This window comes from Streptomyces sp. SAT1 (assembly GCF_001654495.1).
GTDB classification, from domain to species: domain Bacteria; phylum Actinomycetota; class Actinomycetes; order Streptomycetales; family Streptomycetaceae; genus Streptomyces; species Streptomyces andamanensis.
Window position 1 is genome coordinate 5,776,022 of sequence record NZ_CP015849.1, and the last position, 17,451, is coordinate 5,793,472.

Sequence of the window (17,451 nt, forward strand, 5' to 3'; positions counted from 1 at the left end):
AGTCCCCCCGGAGGCGCGCGGCCCTGCCCTGTCTGTCGGAGACAAGTGCCGGGCCGCTTTTTGTCTGCGCGGTGACAAAGACGGGAAGCGCGGCAGGAACCCGGTGCCCGCCTATTGTCAGTGAACCGTGCACCGACTTAACGTGCGCTCCTCGGTGCACACCTGACCCACCCTTGTCGGAGGTGATATGGGAATCGAAGTGGTGGTCGAGGGTCTGACCAAGTCCTTCGGCAAGCAGAACATCTGGCAGGATGTGACCCTCACCCTTCCGGCCGGGGAAGTCAGTGTGATGCTGGGGCCCTCCGGAACCGGAAAGACCGTCTTCCTGAAGTCGCTCATCGGGCTCCTCAAGCCGGAGCACGGCCGTGTCCTCATCAATGGGGTGGACATGGTCAACGGCCCGGAACGCGACATCTTCGAGACCCGGAAACTCTTCGGCCTCATGTTCCAGGACGGCGCCCTCTTCGGCTCCATGTCCCTTTTCGACAACATCGCCTTCCCGCTGCGCGAGCACACCCGCAAGAAGGAGTCCGAGATCCGCCGCGTCGTCATGGAGCGGATCGAGGTCGTCGGCCTGCTCGGCGCCGAGGGCAAGCTGCCCGGCGAGATCAGCGGCGGCATGCGCAAACGCGCCGGGCTGGCCCGCGCGCTGGTCCTGGACCCGCAGATCATCCTGTGCGACGAACCGGACTCCGGCCTGGACCCGGTGCGCACCGCCTACATCTCGCAACTGCTGATCGACCTGAACGCGCAGATCGACGCGACGATGCTGATCGTCACCCACAACCTCGACATCGCCGCCACCGTCCCGGACAACATGGGCATGCTCTTCCGGCGCGAACTGGTCACCTTCGGGCCCCGCGAGGTGCTGCTCACCAGCGACGAACCCGTGGTCGCCCAGTTCCTCGCCGCCCGGCGTGAGGGGCCCATCGGCATGTCCGAGGAGAAGGACGCCGCCACCCTCGCCGCCGAGGCCGCCGCCCTGCCGGAGCCGGACGGACCGCGCGAGATCGTCCCGCAGCTCGAACCGTCCCCCGGACTGCCGCCGCGCCGCGCCGTCCTGCGGCGCCGCGAACGGGTCCTGGGGATGCTCGACCGGCTGCCGCCCGCCGCCCGCGCCGCCATCGAGCGCACCTACGCCGCCTCGGGCACGGCCGGTCTCACGCTGCCCACCGGCGGGAGCGGCTCGTGATCACCGGTGCCCTGCGGCAGACCGGCCGGCTCTTCGCACTCGCGGCGGAGGTCGGCCGGGCCATCTTCAGACGGCCCTTCCAGTTCCGCGAGTTCATCGAGCAGTTCTGGTTCCTGGCCAGCGTCACCATCCTGCCCGCCGCCCTCGTGTCCATCCCGTTCGGCGCGGTGATCGCCCTCCAGGTCGGCTCGCTCACCCAGCAGCTCGGCGCGCAGTCCTTCACCGGCGGCGCCAGCGTGCTCGCCGTGGTGCAGCAGGCCAGCCCGCTCATCGTGGCGCTGCTGATCTCCGGCGCCGGCGGCTCCGCGATCTGCGCCGACCTCGGCTCGCGCACCATCCGCGAGGAGCTGGACGCCATGGAGGTCATGGGCGTCTCCCCGGTGCAGCGCCTGGTCGTCCCGCGCGTGCTCGCCGCCATGGGCGTGGCCGTCCTGCTCAACGGACTGGTCTCCGTGGTCGGCATCCTCGGCGGCTACTTCTTCAACGTGTACCTCCAGGACGGCACCCCCGGCGCCTACCTGTCCAGCTTCTCCTCGCTCGCCCAGCTCCCCGACCTGTACGTCAGCGAACTCAAGGCGCTCGTCTTCGGGTTCATCGCGGGCATCGTCGCCGCCTACCGCGGGCTCAACCCGCGCGGCGGCCCCAAGGGCGTGGGCGACGCCGTCAACCAGTCCGTCGTCATCACCTTCCTCCTGCTCTTCTTCGTCAACATGGTGATGACGGGCGTCTACCTCCAGATCGTCCCGCCGAAGGGAGGCTGAGGCCGTGGCCTCCCCGCTCGTCTGGCTCGACCGCTCCGGCGACCAGCTCCTGTTCTATCTGCGCTCCCTGCTGTGGATCCCGCGCACCCTGCGCCGCTACCTCAAGGAGGTGCAGCGGCTGCTCGCCGAGGTCGTCTTCGGCACCGGCGGCCTCGGCGTCATCGGCGGCACCATCGGCGTGATGATCGCGATGACCCTGTTCACCGGGACCGTCGTCGGCCTCCAGGGCTACGCCGCCTTGGACCAGATCGGCACCGCCGCGTTCACCGGGTTCGTCTCCGCCTACTTCAACACCCGCGAGATCGCCCCGCTGGTGGCCGGGCTCGCGCTGTCCGCGACGGTCGGCGCCGGCTTCACCGCCCAGCTCGGCGCCATGCGCATCAACGAGGAGGTGGACGCCCTCGAAGGCATGGGCATCCGCTCCCTGCCCTACCTGGTCACCACCCGCATCATCGCCGGGGTCGTCGCGATCATCCCGCTCTACGCGATCGGGCTGCTCTCCTCCTACCTGGCCTCCCGCTACGTCACCGTCCTGTTCAAGGGCCAGTCCCGGGGCACCTACGACCACTACTTCGGGCTGTTCCTGTCGCCCACGGACGTCCTGCTGTCCGTGCTGAAGGTGCTCATCTTCAGCGTGATGGTGATCATCGCCCACTGCTACTACGGCTACCGCGCCACCGGCGGCCCCGCCGGTGTCGGTGTCGCCGTGGGCCGCTCGGTGCGCAACGCCATCGTGCTGATCGGCGTCACCGACTTCTTCCTCTCGCTGGCCCTGTGGGGCGCCACGACGACCGTGAAGGTGGCGGGGTGAGATGAGCAGACCCAGCACCGGCACACTGAGCCAGAGGCTGGCCGGGGTGGTGTTCCTCGTGGTGCCCGCCCTGCTGATCTGGCTCGCCGTCGCCGTCTACGACAAGCAGTTCACCGACTCCGACCCGGTCGTCGTGGAGACCGGCAGCGTCGGCAACGAGATGCACCTGGGCGCCGAGGTGAAGCTGCGCGGCGTCGTCGTCGGCGAGGTCCGCTCCATCGAACCCACCGACCACGGTGCCCGGCTCACCCTCGCGCTGCGGCCCGGCGTCCTGAGCGACATCCCCTCCGACGTGAGCGCGCAGATGCTGCCCACCACCCTGTTCGGCGCCCGGTTCGTCGCCCTGGTCCCGCCCGCGCACCCCTCCTCCACCCCGCTGACCGCCGGCGCGACCATCCCGCAGGACCGCTCGGCCAACGCCGTCGAACTCCAGCAGGTGCTGGACAACGTGCTGCCCATGCTGACCGCCGTCCAGCCGCAGAAGCTCTCCGCCACCCTGTCCGCCGTCTCCCAGGCGCTCCAGGGCCGGGGCGCGAAACTCGGCGACACGCTCACGCAACTCGACGCGCACCTGAAGGAGTTCAACCCGGACCTGCCCGCCCTCAACCGCGATCTGAAGGAACTCGTCAAGGTCAGCCAGGTCTACGCCGACGCGGCCCCGGACATCGTCACCGCGCTCACCGACTTCACCACCACCACCGGCACCCTGGCCGAGAAGGACGCCGACCTGGCCGGCACCCTCGGCGCCACCACCCGCACCGCCGAGGACCTGACCTCCTTCCTGCGGCAGAACAAGGACAACATCATCCGGCTCAGCGCGACCTCCAAGCCCACCCTGCGGCTGCTCTCCGAGTACTCCTCGTCCTTCCCGTGCACCCTGCGCACCCTCGCCGACTTCGTGCCCCGGATGGACAAGGCCCTCGGCAAGGGCACCGACCGGCCCGGCCTGCACGTCGACGTCACCACCGTCCCCTCGCGCGGCGCCTACGTCCCCGGCCGCGACACCCCCTCCTACGACGCCTCCGGCGGCCCGCACTGCTACCCGGTGCCCTACCTCGGCGTACCCGCGCGGCCCGCCGCACAGGTCGCGGCCACCGCGCGGCAGGACCTCGGACCCGCCAACTCCCCGCAGGAGAACGACCTCGTCAACGAGCTCCTCGCCCCGGCCACCGGCAAGCCGTCCGCCGACCTGCCCGACTGGAGCAGCCTGCTCGCCGGTCCCGCCCTGCGCGGCGCGGAGGTGACCCTGAAATGACGTCCCCGCGCAGCGCGCACACCCGGCGCCGCCCGCTGACCGGCCCCGTGCTGAAGTCCCTCGTCTTCGTCCTGGTCACCGCGCTGGCCACCACCGTCCTCGGACTGAGCGTCGCCAACCGGGGCGTCGGCGACGGCACCCGCTCCTACAAAGCGCTGTTCACCGACGTCACCGGACTCGTCGACGGCGACAGCGTGCGCGTATCCGGGGTGAAGGTCGGCGAGGTCACCGACATCCGCGTGGTGAACCGGCGCACCGCCCAGATCACCTTCAGCGTCCGCGACGACCGCACCCTGCCCCGCTCCACGACGGCAGCCGTGAAATACCTCAACATGGTCGGCCAGCGCTACATCGCCCTCGACCAGGGCAGCGGCGACATCGACGGCACCCTCGGGGCCGGCGACACCATCGCGCTGGACCACACCGCGCCCGCCCTCGACCTGACGCTGCTCTTCAACGGCTTCAAGCCGCTGTTCGAAGGGCTCTCCCCGAAGGACGTCAACGAACTCGCCGGCTCGATCGTGCAGGTCCTCCAGGGCGAGGGCGGCACCGTCGACAGCCTGATCCGGCACATCGGCTCGCTCAGCACCACCGTCGCCGCCAAGGACCGGGTCATCGGCGCCGTGGTGAAGAACCTCAACACCGTGCTGACCACCCTCAACGAACGCGAGGCCGGCTTCGACACCCTCGTCGACACCCTCCGCCGGCTCGTCAGCGGCTTCAACGACGACCGCAAGCCGCTGGGCCGGGCCGTCGCCGCCATGGGCGATCTGACCACCGTCACCGCAGGACTCCTCCAGGACGGACGCGCCCCCCTCAAGCAGGACATCCGCGAACTGGGCCGGCTCTCCGGCAACCTGGGCGACGCCACCGGGCAGATCCAGGACTTCCTGGCCAAGAGCCCCGCCAAGATGACCGCCCTGGCCCGGCTGTCCTCCTACGGATCCTGGTTCAACCTCTACCTCTGCGAGGCGCGCGTGAGCGGAGTCAGCACCTCCGACGGCTCGAAGCCGCCCACCGGCATCGCCGTCACGGAACCGAGGTGCGGCGCATGACCCTCCTGAACCGCCCCCGCCCCGTCGAGCGGGACACCGCACCGCGCCGCGCCCGCCGGCCCCTGTTCAAGCCCGTCAAGGAACGCAACCCGATCGCCGTCGCCCTGGTCGGACTGTTCCTGCTGGCCCTGCTCACCGTCTTCGCCTACAACGCCGACCGGCTGCCCCTCATCGGCGGCGGCACCACCTACAGCGCCGACTTCAGCGAGGCCGCCGGACTCGACAAGGGCGACGAGGTGCGCATCGCCGGCGTCAAGGTCGGAAAGGTCACCGGGGTCGCCCTGGACCGCGGCAGGGTGAAGGTCACCTTCGAGACCAAGAACGCCTGGATCGGCGACCGCACCACCGCCGCCATCGCCATCAAGACCCTGCTCGGCGACAAGTACCTGGCGCTCGACCCGCTGGGCACCGACCGCCAGGACCCCGGCGACCGCATCCCGCTCTCCCGCACCACCTCCCCCTACGACGTCACCCAGGCGTTCCAGGACCTCAGCTCCACCGTGGACGAGATCGACACCCAGCAGCTCGCCAAGAGCTTCGAGACCATCTCGCAGACCTTCAAGGACTCGCCGCCCGCCGTGCGCAACGCCGCCACCGGCCTGTCCGCCCTGTCCAGGTCGGTCTCCAAGCGCGACGCCGAACTCTCCCAGCTCCTGAAGGGCAGCGCCCGCTTCACCCAGACCCTGAAGGACAAGAAGTCCAGCTTCGAGACGCTCATCGAGGACGGCGGCTCCCTGCTCGGCGAGCTCCAGGACCGCCGCGACGCCATCCGCGCCCTGCTCACCGGCAGCAGGGCACTGGCCACCCAGCTCAGCGGCCTCGTCCAGGACAACGACAAACAGCTCGGGCCCACCCTCAAGGCACTCGGCCGCGTCACCGACGTACTGGCCGCGAACAACACCCAGCTCGACCGGACCCTCGCCCTGGTCGGCCCGTACTACCGGCTCGTCGGCAACACCCTCGGCAACGGACGCTGGTTCGACAGCTATCTGTGCGGAGTCGTCCCGCGCGACTACCTGCCCGCCGGGTCCCAGCCCGCCACCGGATGCATGCCGCCCGAGCAGTCCGCGCAGAACCGGGGGAGCGGTCAGTGATGAGCAAGCGCAGCAGACTCCTCGCCGCGGCCGTCGCCCTGGTGGTCGTCGCGGCCGGCCTCGCCGTCGCCCGCGTCCTGGACTCCGGCGGCACCCGCGTCACCGCCTACTTCGACCGCGCGGTCGGCATCTACGCAGGCTCCGACCTGCGCATCCTCGGCGTGCGGGCGGGCGAGGTGACGTCCGTGCGGCCGCAGGGCACCCAGGTGCGGGTCGAACTCGAACTCGACGACGGCATCCAGGTCCCCAAGGGCGCGCACGCCGTGATCGTGGCGCCCAGCGTCGTCGCCGACCGGTTCGTGCAGCTCACCCCCGCCTACCGGTCCGGGGCCGCCCTCTCCGACGGGGCCGTGCTGCCCGCCTCCGGCAACCGCACCCCCGTCGAGATCGACCAGCTCTACGCCTCCCTCACCGACCTCAGCAAGGCGCTCGGCCCCGACGGCGCCAACTCCACCGGCGCCCTGTCCGACCTGCTGAAGACCGGCGCGGCCAACCTGAACGGCAACGGCAAGGCCATCGGCGACAGCATCGAGCAGTTCGGCAAGGCCGCCAAGACGCTCAACGGCTCCAGCGACGACCTGTTCGCCAGCCTCGGCAGGCTCCAGACCTTCACCACCATGCTCAAGGACAAGGACGCCGACGTCCGCACCGCCCAGGAGCGCCTGGACACCGTCGTCAGCTTCTTCGCCGACAACAAGAACGACCTCGCCGGAGCGCTCGCCGAACTCGGCAAGGCCCTCGGACAGGTCAAGCAGTTCATCCAGGACAACCGGGGCGAACTGAAGAAGAACGTCGACAAGCTGGTGCCCCTCACCCAGACCCTGGTACGGCAGCGGGCCTCGCTCGCCGAGGCCCTGGACGTCGCGCCGCTGGCCGCGAGCAACGTCGTGGGCGCCTACGACCCCGACCACCGCAGCCTCGACGGCCGGGCCAACCTCAACGAGATCAGCATGGGCGGCCCGCTGCTGCCGCTGCCCGCCACCGGCGGCGCAGCGGCCACGGACGGCGCCGCGGGGAAGGGGGAGCGATGATGCGCTCCATCCGCAGGGGCGGCGCGGCCCTGGGCGTCTCCGTGGGCGGACTCGTCGCCCTGGCCCTCGGCTTCGCCCTGGCCTTCGGCGCGTTCTCCGTCGACGCGCCCCGCTTCGACGGCATCGAGGACCTGCCGCTGCCCGGCGGCGCCGACCTCGGCTCCCATCCCTACACCGTCACCGCCGAACTCGACGACGTCCTCAGCCTCGTCCCGCAGGCCGCCGTCAAGGTCGACGACGTCGCCGTCGGCCGGGTCACCGCCATCAGCCTCGACGGCTGGAAGGCCCGCGTCACCATGAAGATCAACGGCGATGTGCGGCTGCCCTCCGACGCCGGCGCCCGCCTGGAGCAGTCCAGCCTGCTCGGCGAGAAGTACGTCCAGCTCGTCGCCCCCGCCAAGGACACCAGCACCACGCACCTCACCGACGGCAGCGTCATCCCCGTCTCGCGCACCGGCCGCAACACCGAGGTCGAGGAGGTCTTCGGCGCGCTGTCCCTGCTGCTCAACGGCGGCGGCGTCAACCAGCTCAAGACCATCACCCGGGAACTGAACACCGCCCTGGGCGGCCGCGAACCCCAGGTCCGCTCCATGCTCCAGCGCGTCAACACCCTCGTCACGGACCTCGACCAGCACCGCGACGACATCACCGACGCCCTCGACAGCGTCAACCGGCTCGCCGCCACCCTCGCCCACCGCAAGACCGACGTACAGACCGTCCTCACCGGCCTCTCACCGGGCCTGAAGACCCTGGACGAGCAGCGCGGCGCCCTGCTGACGATGCTCCGCTCCCTCGACACGCTGTCCGGCGTCGCCGTCTCCACCGTCAACGCCAGCAAGGACGACATGGTCGCCGACCTGAAGGCCCTCGCGCCCACCCTGAAGGCCCTCGCCGACGCGGGCGCCGATCTGCCCGACTCGCTCCAGGTGCTGCTGACCTACCCGTTCACCGACGAGGTGATGACCGGCATCAAGGGCGACTACCTCAACGTGTACCTGAACATGGCCGCCGTACCGGGCACCCAGATCATCCCGCCGCTGGTACCGGGATCCACCGCCTCGCCCGCACCCACCGGCACGGCCTCCGCGCCCGAGGCGGCCCGCCGCGGCCTCGGCCGCGACCCGGCGCCGAAGTCCGTCCCGTCCGCACCGCTGCCCCTGCCCTCCGTCCCCACCCCCGCGAAGGACGGAGGCACCCCCCGGTGATCACCCTCGCCGTACGGCTGAAGAACCTCGCCTTCCTGGTCATCGCCGTCCTCGTCCTCGGCTTCGTCGGCATCCGCTACGCCGACCTCGGCCGCTACGTCGGCGTCGCCGACTACTACACCGTCGATGTGCAACTCCCGCGCACCGGGGGCCTCTTCACCCACTCCGACGTCACCTACCGCGGCGTGTCCGTCGGCCGGGTCGGGCCCATCGACCTCACCGCGGACGGCGTCACGGCGGAACTCCGCCTGAAGAAGTCGGCACCGCGCATCCCCGCCGACACCCGGGCCGTCGTCGCCGGGCTCTCCGCCGTCGGCGAGCAGTACATCGACCTGCGCCCGCGCGGCGACGACGGCCCCTACCTCAGCGACGGGGCCCGGATCGAGCAGTCCGACACCGAGGTGCCCGCGCCCGTCACCGACGTCCTCACCAGCGTCGACGATCTCACCAAGTCGGTGCCGCTGGACGATCTGCGCACCGTCGTCGACGAGTTCGGCAAGGCATTCGAGGGCCACGGCGACGACCTCCAGGTGCTCCTGGACAACGGCAGCGAGTTCGTCCAGGCGGCCGACCGGGCGCTGCCCTCCACCACCCGGCTGATCAACGACGGCGAGACCGTGCTGCGTACCCAGGCCGAAGAAGGCCGCGCCGTACGCGACTTCGCCACCGGCGCCACCCAACTGGCCGCCACGCTCAAGGGCTCCGACGCCGACCTGCGCCGGCTGCTGACCGTCGCGCCCGACGCCGCCACCCAGATCAGCGGCGTCCTGCGCGACCTCGACCCCAGCCTGGGCGTGGTCCTCGCCAACCTGCTCACCACCTCCGAGGTCGCCGTCACCCGGCAGCACGGCATCGAGGAGCTGCTCGTGAAGTACCCGGCGGCCGTCGCCGCGGGCGCCACCGCGGTCGACGGCGGAAAGGTCAACCTCGGCATGGCCGTCACCTTCTTCAAACCCCTGCCCTGCACCGCCGGTTACGGCGCCACCCGCTACCGCAACGGCCTCGACCTCGGCACCGCGCCCCCGCTCAACACCGGCGCCTCCTGCACCGCGCCCGCCTCCAGCGGCATCGGCGTACGCGGGTCGGCCCACGCCCCCGGGAGCGGCGCGGTGCCCGACCCGGCCAGGCCGGCCTCCCTGCCCTCGGGCAGCGGCACGGCCGCCACGGGCACAGGAGCGGGCACGGCGGGTACGGGATCCGCCGCACCGCTGCCGGGCGCGCTCGCCCTGCCCGGCGTCGGCGGCGGCGCCCCGGCCGGCCTCGCGGACCTGCTCGCCCCGGCCGGCGAGGGGGACCGGTGAGGCGGGCGCGCGTCCTGGCGGGCGCCGCCCTCGCCCTGGCGCTGGCGTTCTGCGGCGCGGGCGCGTGGACGTACGCCCAGGCCCGTGGCGACGACTCGCTCGCCTACGGCCGGGCCCGCGACGCGGTGCTCGCCGACGGACGCCGCAACATCGCCGCCCTCACCACCTTCGACGCGTCCACGCGGCAGACGGCGCAGGCGGGCGTCAGCGCCTGGCGGGCCGCCTCGATCGGGCCGCTCCAGGAGGAACTGGGCCGCACCGAGGCGAAGACGGGTGCCTCGGCGCGCGGCACGGTCACCGAGGCCGCCGTCACCGCGCTCGACACCCGGGCCGGTACCGCGAAGCTCATCGCGACCGTCCGCGTGGACGTCACCCCCGCCGGTTCGAAGACCCCGACCACGGACCGCAAACGGCTGGAAGCGGTGCTGGCCCGCACCGGCGAGGACGAGTGGAAGGTCAAGGCACTGGACGCGGTACCGCTCGCCCGGACGGCGGAGGACGGTGAGGCCCGATGACCCGGCTGCTGCGCACGACGCGTAGGGGGTCCGCCACGGGGGACCCGGGGGACCTGGGGGACACGACGGACACCACGGCCCCGGCGGACAAGGCGGACCCGGCGGACGAAGCGGCGGCGCCCGAGCCACGGGACGAGAACGAGGCGCCCGCCGCACCGGGGACGGCCGACGAGGCGGAGGGCGCCGAGAACGCGGCCGACACGGAAGACACGGCCGACGCCGACGACGCGGCCGAGGCGCCTGCCGCACCCTCCCGCCCCTCCCGCCGCACGCTGCTGCGGCGGTCCGCGCTCGCCGCGCTCGCGGTCGTGCTCGTTCTGGCCGGCGGCGCCTTCTTCTACGGCGCCCACCACCTGCGCTCGGCACCCTCCGCCCGGAACACCGCGCTGACCGACAACGAGGCCACCACCCGGGTCGCCGGGGACATCGGCAACGACCTCGCCCGCGTCTTCTCGTACTCACCGGACGGCCTCGACGCCACCGAGCGCTCGGCCAGGTCCGTCCTGACCGGGAAGGCGGCACGGCAGTACACCGAGCTGGTCGGCCGGATCCGCGCGGACGTCGCCAAGCAGCGGGTCACACTCAGCACCCAGGCCGTACGCGTCGGGGTGGTCGAACTCCACGGCGGCAGAGCCACGTTGCTGGTCTTCCTCGACCAGGTGTCCCGCCGGGACAAGGGCAAGGCGACCGCCGCGGCGGCCCAGCTCGTGGTGAGTGCCCAGAAGGAGGGGGACCAGTGGCGGATCGTCGACATGCAGACCCGCTGACGGCGGACGGGAACGGCAGACGGGAGCACCCGATGAAACGCACGGTCCGCACATGGGCGGCCGGTCCCCGCGCCCTGCCGGCCGCGGCCCTCGCCCTCACGCTCCTCGCGGGCGGCTTCGCGGCGTGGGCGGGCTGGGACTGGTACGGCGCGGCGCACGACGACTCGGCGGCGTACGCCGTCCAGCGCGACAAGGCACTGGCCGCCGGTGAGCAGGCCGTGCAGAACCTGAACACCCTGGACCACAGCAGCGTCGACCGGGGACTCGACCTGTGGGAGTCCTCGACGACCGGCGACCTCCACGACCAACTCGTCTCCGGACGCAAGGAGTTCACCACACAGGTGAAGTCGGCGAAGACGGTCACCACCGCCCGGGTGCTCTCGGGTGCCGTCACCGAACTCGACGACCGGGCCGGACGCGCCCGGGTGCTCGTGGCCCTGCGGGTGACGGTGAAGGCGCCCGGCGGCCAGAGCACCGACAAGGACAGCCGCATGCTCGGTGAACTCACCCGCACCGGCGGCGGCTGGAAGCTGAGCGCCCTGGGCCAGGCACCCGTGGGCGGCACCTCGGCCGGCTGACCCCTGCCCGCCCCGCGGCGGCCGGCCGCCGCACGAGAGGACGACACCGATGTCGACGACCCGCCACCACATCAACCGCCAGCGCCGCCGCCAGGCCCGCGGCCTCCCGCCGGAGACCGCCGGCGCGGCCGGGCAGGAGCCCGCCCGGCATTCCGCCGCCGTGGCCGTGCTGCCCGCGCGCACCTCCTCGCCCCGCCCGGACACCGCGCCCGACGCGGCCACCGAGAACACCACCCGGGCCACCGCGGACAAGGCCGCCGACTCCGGCACGGACACGGCCGCCCCGAGCCGCCGCCCCGGGAAGCGCCGTCCGTCCCGCAACCTGGTCCTGGCCCTGCTGTGCCTGCTGACGCTCGTCCTCGGCGGCTTCGCCGGCTGGGCGCACGGGCGCGCCCAGAGCCTGCGGGACGATCCGGCCGTACGCAACACCGCCCTGACCGACCCCGCCCGGACCAGCGAGATCAAGACCCAGACGGAGAAGGCGGTCACCGCGCTCTTCTCCTACGACCACGCCGCGCCCGCCGCGTACGACAAGGCCGTCAAGACGCTGCTCACGGGGAAGGCGGTGGCCCAGCACCAGGCCCTGCTGGACGCCGTACGGACCCGCGCCGACCAGCAGAAGGCGGTCATCACCACCACCGTGACCGACAGCGCGGTCGAGCGCATCGACGGCGACCGGGCGCGGGTCCTCGTCTACGCCGACCAGAGCAGCGTCAGCACCGCCGGGACCAAGGGCACCAAGGAGTCCAAGGGCGCCGGGGGAGCGAAGGGCGGGCAGCAGGCGCAGGACCAGGGGACGTACGCCGGTGCCATGTTCGCCGTCGACGTCGTCCTGCGCGACGGCCGCTGGCTCGTCTCCGGCATCGACACCTTCGGCCGCTGAGCACACATCCGTCCGGTCCCGCCCGCCTCATCGACACGGAGTGAGAGCCATGCCCGTACGCCGCGTACGACGTCTGAGCGCCCGCACCCGGCACGGCCTGCGCGCCACCGCCGTCGCCGTGGCCGCGGTCGCGGCGCTCACCGCCTCGCAGGCCCCCGGCGCGCTGGGGCCGGACGGCCGGGAAACCGGCCGCCCGGCGGCCGACGACGAGCGGGCGACGGCGGCGCCGGGCGCCCCGGCGTCCGCCGCCCCCGCCCCCGGCGCCGCACCCGGTGACGGCTCGTACCACACCGAGCTACCGCCCCTGGTCACGCAGTCCGGCGGCAAGCCGCTGACGGCACGTCAGACAGTGGACGTACGCGCCGAGTCGGGCATCCCCGGTACCGTGCTGGCCGCCTACCGCGCGGCCGAGCGGTCCGTCGCCCGCACCGACCCGGGCTGCCGGCTGCCCTGGCAACTGCTCGCCGCGATCGGCAAGGTGGAGTCCGGGCAGGCGCGCGGCGGCGCGGTGGACCGGCAGGGCACGACGCTGGGGCGGATCACCGGCCCGGCGCTCGACGGCCGGGGCTTCGCGCTGGTGAGGGACACCGACGGCGGGGTCCTCGACGGCGACCCGGTGTACGACCGCGCGGTGGGTCCGATGCAGTTCCTGCCCTCCACCTGGAACGGCTGGGGCGCCGACGGCAACGGCGACGGCCGCGCCGACCCGGACAACGTCTTCGACGCGGCCCTGGCCGCCGGGCACTACCTGTGCGCGGGCGGCCGGGACCTGGGCCGGGCCGCCGACCTGGACCGGGCGGTGCTCAGCTACAACAACTCCCGGGAGTACCTGGACCTGGTCCGCTACTGGCTGGACTTCTACCGCCATGGCGTGCACAGCGTGCCGGACGGGAAGGGCGTCATCCCCAAGTCCCCGGGCGCGGGCGGCGACACCCCGGCGACCAGGCCCGTGGACCACGGCGGAGGGGACGCGGGGCACGGCGGGAGCGGCAAGGGCGGCGGCGGGATCATCATCGGCCCCGACCCCGGAGCCTCCGGCCCCGGCACACCGAGGCCGTCGCGCTCCGCCTCGTCCGGACCGTCCTCCCCGGCGCCCACCTCCAGCGGCGGCCCGTCCCCGTCGGCTCCGGGATCGCCCACGCCGGACCCCTCGGACTCCGGCACCGGCGAGCCCACCTCCTCGCCGGAGCCCAGCGGCTCGGCGTCCCCCACAAACTGCCCGTCGCCCTCGGCGAGCCCGTCCCAGGACGGCACCGGACAGCCGGCCACCGGCGATCCCACGGCCGACCCCACCACCGGCCCCTCCTGCCCGGCGGCCACACCGGCCGCACCGGAGACCGGACAGGAGTAGGGGGCGGTACGGAGCGGCGCCCGCCCGGCCGATCATGTGGACTCCTTGTACACTAGGGCGCCCAGTGGACCGGGAGTACGCGGATGGACAGAGCCGAGCGGGCCGAAGCGGGCGGACGCGCCGCGCCCCCCGCCCTCACACCGGGCCGGGGCCGCCGCCGGGCCGAGGACGTGCGGCGGGCCACGCTGGCGGCGGCGGCCGAACTGCTGCTCGCGGAGGGCATGCCGGGGGTGACCTTCGCGAAGGTCGCGGCCCGCGCCGGGGTCAGCAAGATGACCGTCTACAAGTGGTGGTCCTCACCGGGCAGTCTCGCCTTCGACGCCTACTTCAGCGCCTCCGAGTCCACGCTCGCCTTCCCCGACACCGGGGACGTCCGGCGCGACCTGACCGATCAGCTCCACGCCTTCGTCGACCTGCTGCGCCGCAACGGCACTGCCTTCGCCGGGATCATCGGCGCCGCGCAGAGCGACGCCTCGCTGGCCGAGGCGCTGTCGGAGCAGTACGTCCGCAAGCGCCGCGAACTCGCCGTGGAACGGCTTGAGCTGGCCCGGCGCGCGGGGCAACTGCGCGCGGACGCCGACCTGGAGTCCGTCGTCGACCAGCTCTGGGGCGCCTGCTACCACCGGCTGCTGATGCCGGCCCAGCCGCTGGACACCGCGTTCGCCGACCGGCTGATCGCCAACCTCTTCGACGGCATCGCCGGACGGGACGGGCAGCGGGACGCACGGCAGGACGGGTGACCGCACGGGGGAGTGCCGGGCCCCCGCGCCGTCCGGACGGACAGGTCATCCGGGCGGGCAGACGGTGTCCGGCCGGGCCGTGGCCCAGCCCTCGCCCACCGCGCGCACGCTGACGTGCGGCTGCGGCCCCGGCTGCCACGGCGGTTCCGTGGGCATGCCACCCACGGCGCCCGGCCCCACCCACTCCGGCAGCGCGGAGCCCGGTCCGGCGGAGCCCGGCGAGACGGTGTCGGCACCGGTCGGCGACGGACTCGCGCCCTGCCCGCTCCAGCGCAGGGCACGCACGGCGGTGCAGGTCAGCTGTTCCATCGCCGTGGTGTCCAGCCGTTCCACCCCGGCGGGGAAGCGGACGGTGACGGCGTCCCCGGCCACCGTGACGGCGGCCCGACCCGGCACGGCGGGCAGAGCGGTGGTCAGCTTCAGGGCCTCGTCGCCGACGGGCCCGGCCAGCAGCAGCCGTACCGCCCCCTCCACCGGGTCGCCGGCGCCCTCGGGGAGCCGCCGGGGCACGGGCCGCAGGGTCCCGCCGGCGACGAAATAGAGCATGGTCCGGGCGGAGACGCCGACCGCGGGCGCCCCGACGTCGATCACCCCCGAGGTGGGCACCCCGCAGCCCGCGAAGGCCAGCAGGGCGCCGGTGAGGGCCGCGGCGGCGGCCGTGCGCGGGGCGCGTCTCATACGCCGTCCTTCCTTTCAGCCCTTTCGGCCTTTTCAGCCCCTTCGGCGGCCGTGCCGTCGTGCTCTGCCCCGGCGGTCGCCGTTCCGGCCGGCCGGCCGGGCCGCAGCGGCAGTTCCACCGTGAACACCGCGCCGCCGCCGGGGGCGTTGGCCGCCCGGACGCGTCCGCCGTGCAGGCGTACGTTCTCGGCGGTGATGGCGAGCCCGAGTCCGCTGCTCTCGCTGCGGGTACGGGCCCGGCTCGCCTTGTAGAAGCGCTCGAAGATGTGCGGCAGGTCCGCCTCGGGGATGCCGGGCCCCCGGTCGGCCACGGTGAGGACGGCCCAGCCGCCCTCGGCGGTCAGCCGCAGGGCCACCGGCGGCGCGCCGTGCCGCAGCGCGTTGCCGACCAGGTTGGCGACCACCACGTCGATCCGGCGCGGGTCGACCCGGGCCCGCAGGCCGTCCGGCTCCGGCAGGTCCGCCGCCACCCGGTCCAGCCAGCCGCGGGCGGCGAGCGTGTGCCGCACCGACTCGGCCAGATCGATGTCGTCGGCGCCGAGTTCGGCGGCGCCCGCGTCGAAGCGGGAGATCTCCATCAGGTCGTCGACCAGCCGGGCCAGCCGCGCGGTCTCCTCGCTGACCAGGCGCACCGCCTCGCCGGTGACCCGGTCCAGCCGGGACGACTCCTCGTCGAGCACGTCGGTGACCGCCGTCATCGCGGCGAGCGGGGTGCGCAGTTCGTGCGAGACGTCGGCGGCGAAGCGGCGGGCCCGCTCCTCCATGCGGCGCAGCTCGGCCACGGACTGCTCCAGCGCGGCGGCGGTGTCGTTGAACGTCCGCGACAGCTCGGCCAGTTCGTCGGAACCGCTTACGGCCAGCCGGGTGTCCAGGTGCCCGGCGGCCATCCGCCGGGTGGCCCGGCCCAGGGCCCGTACGGGGCGCAGCACCCCGCGCGCGACCAGCAGCGCGATCAGCACGGCGAGGCCCAGCGCGGGCAGGGTGGCCCGTTCGATGGCGGTGATCAGGGCCTGCACGTAGAGCTGTTCGGTCTCCTGCGGGACGACCAGGTAGAGCACGAGGCCGGTCGGGGTGGCGGAGACGCCGCCCGAGGAGGCGTAGGTGACGGGCAGTCCCACGACGAGGTACGCCCGGCCGTCGTGGCGCACCCGCTGGAAGACGGCGGCGGCCCGGGTGCTGACGGAGCGCCGCAGTTCGGGGGTGAGGACGTCGAAGCTGTCCTGCGGTCCGTAGACGGCGCGCAGGCCGCCGTAGGTGGCCAGGAAGCGCCACTGCTGCGAGCGGTGTGTGTAGGCGAGGTCGGCGACGATGCTGTCCAGGTCGGCCTTGCCGGGCGCGTCGGGGAAGCCGGGCGCCCGCGCGTCGACGCTGTCGCGGAACTGCCGGACCACCGCGTCCTGGCTCTGCTGGAGCACTCCGGTGCGGGCCTCGCGGAAGGTCAGCACACCGGTGCTCAGACAGCTGGCGACGGCGACGACGGTGAAGCCCGCGACGAGCCGGAGCCGCAGACCGCCGCGGAGCGAGGGGCGGCGGAGTCTCACGGCGACCGGAAGCAGTAGCCGAAGCCGCGCACGGTGTGGACGTAGCGCGGGGTGCCGCCGGGCTCGCCGAGCTTGCCGCGCAGGCGCTTCACACAGGCGTCCACCAGGCGTATGTCCCCGTGGTAGCTGTGCTCCCAGACCGCCTCCAGCAGTTGCTGGCGGCTGAGGACCTGGCCGGGGGAGGCGGACAGCGCGAGCAGCAGCCGCAGTTCGGACGGGGCGAGGTCGACCGGGTGGCCCCGGTGGGTGACGCGCAGTCCGGTCCGGTCGATGCCCAGCTCGCCGTGGGTCTCGGCGCGGGGCCTGGCGGCGCCGGTGTGCGGGGCGTCCAGGCGGCGCAGCAGGGCGCGGATGCGGGCGTCCAGGACGCGCGCCTGCACGGGCTTGACCACGTAGTCGTCGGCGCCCGCCTCCAGGCCGACGATCATGTCGACGCTGTCGCCCTTGGCGGTCATCATGATGATCCCGACCTGCTCGCGGTCCCTGATCCGCCGGCACACGTCGAGGCCGGGCAGTCCGGGCAGCATGAGGTCGAGGACGACCACGTCCGGGCGGAAGGCGCCGAGCTGCTCCAGGCCCTCTTCGCCGGTGGCGGCGGCGCAGACGTCGTGCCCCTGGTGGCGCAGGGCGAGCCGGACGCCCTGGCGCACGGCGGCGTCGTCTTCGATGAGCAGGATCCGGGGCATGACGCCC

18 protein-coding genes are annotated in these 17,451 nt (G+C 73.3%); 15 read left to right on the forward strand and 3 right to left on the reverse strand.

The window, feature by feature from the left end:
• Positions 1-187: 187 nt before the first annotated feature.
• The 15 genes from A8713_RS24800 to A8713_RS24870 all read left to right on the forward strand — a co-directional run bounded on the left by A8713_RS24800 (position 188) and on the right by A8713_RS24870 (position 14,539).
• Positions 188-1,192: an ABC transporter ATP-binding protein gene (locus A8713_RS24800; RefSeq protein ID WP_064535769.1), complete on the forward strand. Its 1,005-nt coding sequence runs from the start codon at positions 188-190 to the stop codon at positions 1,190-1,192.
• Positions 1,189-1,953, forward strand: a complete 765-nt coding sequence (locus tag A8713_RS24805) for an MlaE family ABC transporter permease (protein ID WP_018564496.1) — start codon at positions 1,189-1,191, stop codon at positions 1,951-1,953. The genes A8713_RS24800 and A8713_RS24805 overlap by 4 nt, the downstream gene beginning before the upstream one ends.
• Before the next feature lie 4 nt (positions 1,954-1,957).
• Positions 1,958-2,764, forward strand: coding sequence for an MlaE family ABC transporter permease (locus A8713_RS24810; RefSeq protein ID WP_064535770.1), 807 nt, complete (start codon positions 1,958-1,960; stop codon positions 2,762-2,764).
• Between the two features lies 1 nt (position 2,765).
• Complete coding sequence (locus tag A8713_RS24815; protein WP_064535771.1) at positions 2,766-4,019, forward strand: MCE family protein; 1,254 nt, start codon at positions 2,766-2,768, stop codon at positions 4,017-4,019.
• A complete protein-coding gene (locus A8713_RS24820; RefSeq protein WP_064535772.1) occupies positions 4,016-5,074 on the forward strand; it encodes an MCE family protein in 1,059 nt (352 codons plus the stop codon). Before A8713_RS24815 ends, A8713_RS24820 begins: the two co-directional genes overlap by 4 nt.
• A complete protein-coding gene (locus A8713_RS24825) occupies positions 5,071-6,168 on the forward strand; it encodes an MCE family protein (RefSeq protein WP_064537699.1) in 1,098 nt (365 codons plus the stop codon). Before A8713_RS24820 ends, A8713_RS24825 begins: the two co-directional genes overlap by 4 nt.
• Positions 6,168-7,199: an MCE family protein gene (locus A8713_RS24830; RefSeq protein WP_064535773.1), complete on the forward strand. Its 1,032-nt coding sequence runs from the start codon at positions 6,168-6,170 to the stop codon at positions 7,197-7,199. The genes A8713_RS24825 and A8713_RS24830 overlap by 1 nt, the downstream gene beginning before the upstream one ends.
• Complete coding sequence (locus tag A8713_RS24835; RefSeq protein WP_064535774.1) at positions 7,196-8,404, forward strand: MCE family protein; 1,209 nt, start codon at positions 7,196-7,198, stop codon at positions 8,402-8,404. Before A8713_RS24830 ends, A8713_RS24835 begins: the two co-directional genes overlap by 4 nt.
• Positions 8,401-9,705, forward strand: coding sequence for an MCE family protein (locus A8713_RS24840; RefSeq protein ID WP_064535775.1), 1,305 nt, complete (start codon positions 8,401-8,403; stop codon positions 9,703-9,705). Before A8713_RS24835 ends, A8713_RS24840 begins: the two co-directional genes overlap by 4 nt.
• On the forward strand, positions 9,702-10,220 hold the full coding sequence (locus tag A8713_RS24845) for a hypothetical protein (protein WP_064535776.1): 519 nt from the start codon (positions 9,702-9,704) through the stop codon (positions 10,218-10,220). Before A8713_RS24840 ends, A8713_RS24845 begins: the two co-directional genes overlap by 4 nt.
• The gene (locus A8713_RS24850) at positions 10,217-10,987 is read left to right on the forward strand and encodes a hypothetical protein (protein ID WP_064535777.1); all 771 of its coding nucleotides are present in this window, start codon (positions 10,217-10,219) and stop codon (positions 10,985-10,987) included. Before A8713_RS24845 ends, A8713_RS24850 begins: the two co-directional genes overlap by 4 nt.
• A 32-nt stretch (positions 10,988-11,019) precedes the next feature.
• The gene (locus A8713_RS24855) at positions 11,020-11,565 is read left to right on the forward strand and encodes a nuclear transport factor 2 family protein (protein ID WP_064535778.1); all 546 of its coding nucleotides are present in this window, start codon (positions 11,020-11,022) and stop codon (positions 11,563-11,565) included.
• 49 nt (positions 11,566-11,614) lie between these two features.
• Positions 11,615-12,448, forward strand: coding sequence for a hypothetical protein (locus tag A8713_RS24860; protein ID WP_064535779.1), 834 nt, complete (start codon positions 11,615-11,617; stop codon positions 12,446-12,448).
• A gap of 49 nt (positions 12,449-12,497) precedes the next feature.
• Complete coding sequence (locus A8713_RS24865; RefSeq protein WP_064535780.1) at positions 12,498-13,799, forward strand: lytic transglycosylase domain-containing protein; 1,302 nt, start codon at positions 12,498-12,500, stop codon at positions 13,797-13,799.
• Positions 13,800-13,882: 83 nt separating this feature from the next.
• On the forward strand, positions 13,883-14,539 hold the full coding sequence (locus A8713_RS24870; RefSeq protein ID WP_064535781.1) for a TetR-like C-terminal domain-containing protein: 657 nt from the start codon (positions 13,883-13,885) through the stop codon (positions 14,537-14,539).
• A gap of 45 nt (positions 14,540-14,584) precedes the next feature.
• Here the strand turns inward: A8713_RS24870 and A8713_RS24875 are convergent, their stop codons facing one another.
• The 3 genes from A8713_RS24875 to A8713_RS24885 are packed head-to-tail and all read right to left on the reverse strand — an operon-like array spanning position 14,585 to position 17,444.
• Positions 14,585-15,217 (reverse strand): GerMN domain-containing protein, encoded by a 633-nt coding sequence (locus tag A8713_RS24875; protein ID WP_064535782.1) that lies wholly within the window; start codon positions 15,215-15,217, stop codon positions 14,585-14,587.
• Positions 15,214-16,758 (reverse strand): sensor histidine kinase, encoded by a 1,545-nt coding sequence (locus tag A8713_RS24880; protein WP_064535783.1) that lies wholly within the window; start codon positions 16,756-16,758, stop codon positions 15,214-15,216. Before A8713_RS24880 ends, A8713_RS24875 begins: the two co-directional genes overlap by 4 nt.
• Positions 16,755-17,444: a response regulator transcription factor gene (locus A8713_RS24885; RefSeq protein WP_064535784.1), complete on the reverse strand. Its 690-nt coding sequence runs from the start codon at positions 17,442-17,444 to the stop codon at positions 16,755-16,757. The genes A8713_RS24880 and A8713_RS24885 overlap by 4 nt, the downstream gene beginning before the upstream one ends.
• Positions 17,445-17,451: the final 7 nt, after the last annotated feature.

Excerpts from the sequence above, each read along its gene's own strand:
- A8713_RS24820 (WP_064535772.1), top strand. The coding sequence starts at position 4,016 with ATGACGTCCCCGCGCAGCGCGCACACCCGGCGCCGCCCGCTGACCGGC.
- A8713_RS24835 (WP_064535774.1), top strand. The coding sequence starts at position 7,196 with ATGATGCGCTCCATCCGCAGGGGCGGCGCGGCCCTGGGCGTCTCCGTG.
- A8713_RS24830 (WP_064535773.1), top strand. The coding sequence starts at position 6,168 with ATGAGCAAGCGCAGCAGACTCCTCGCCGCGGCCGTCGCCCTGGTGGTC.
- A8713_RS24825 (WP_064537699.1), top strand. The coding sequence starts at position 5,071 with ATGACCCTCCTGAACCGCCCCCGCCCCGTCGAGCGGGACACCGCACCG.
- A8713_RS24865 (WP_064535780.1), top strand. The coding sequence starts at position 12,498 with ATGCCCGTACGCCGCGTACGACGTCTGAGCGCCCGCACCCGGCACGGC.
- A8713_RS24885 (WP_064535784.1), bottom strand. The coding sequence starts at position 17,444 with ATGCCCCGGATCCTGCTCATCGAAGACGACGCCGCCGTGCGCCAGGGC.
- A8713_RS24850 (WP_064535777.1), top strand. The coding sequence starts at position 10,217 with ATGACCCGGCTGCTGCGCACGACGCGTAGGGGGTCCGCCACGGGGGAC.
- A8713_RS24875 (WP_064535782.1), bottom strand. The coding sequence starts at position 15,217 with ATGAGACGCGCCCCGCGCACGGCCGCCGCCGCGGCCCTCACCGGCGCC.
- A8713_RS24855 (WP_064535778.1), top strand. The coding sequence starts at position 11,020 with ATGAAACGCACGGTCCGCACATGGGCGGCCGGTCCCCGCGCCCTGCCG.
- A8713_RS24870 (WP_064535781.1), top strand. The coding sequence starts at position 13,883 with ATGGACAGAGCCGAGCGGGCCGAAGCGGGCGGACGCGCCGCGCCCCCC.
- A8713_RS24815 (WP_064535771.1), top strand. The coding sequence starts at position 2,766 with ATGAGCAGACCCAGCACCGGCACACTGAGCCAGAGGCTGGCCGGGGTG.
- A8713_RS24800 (WP_064535769.1), top strand. The coding sequence starts at position 188 with ATGGGAATCGAAGTGGTGGTCGAGGGTCTGACCAAGTCCTTCGGCAAG.
- A8713_RS24860 (WP_064535779.1), top strand. The coding sequence starts at position 11,615 with ATGTCGACGACCCGCCACCACATCAACCGCCAGCGCCGCCGCCAGGCC.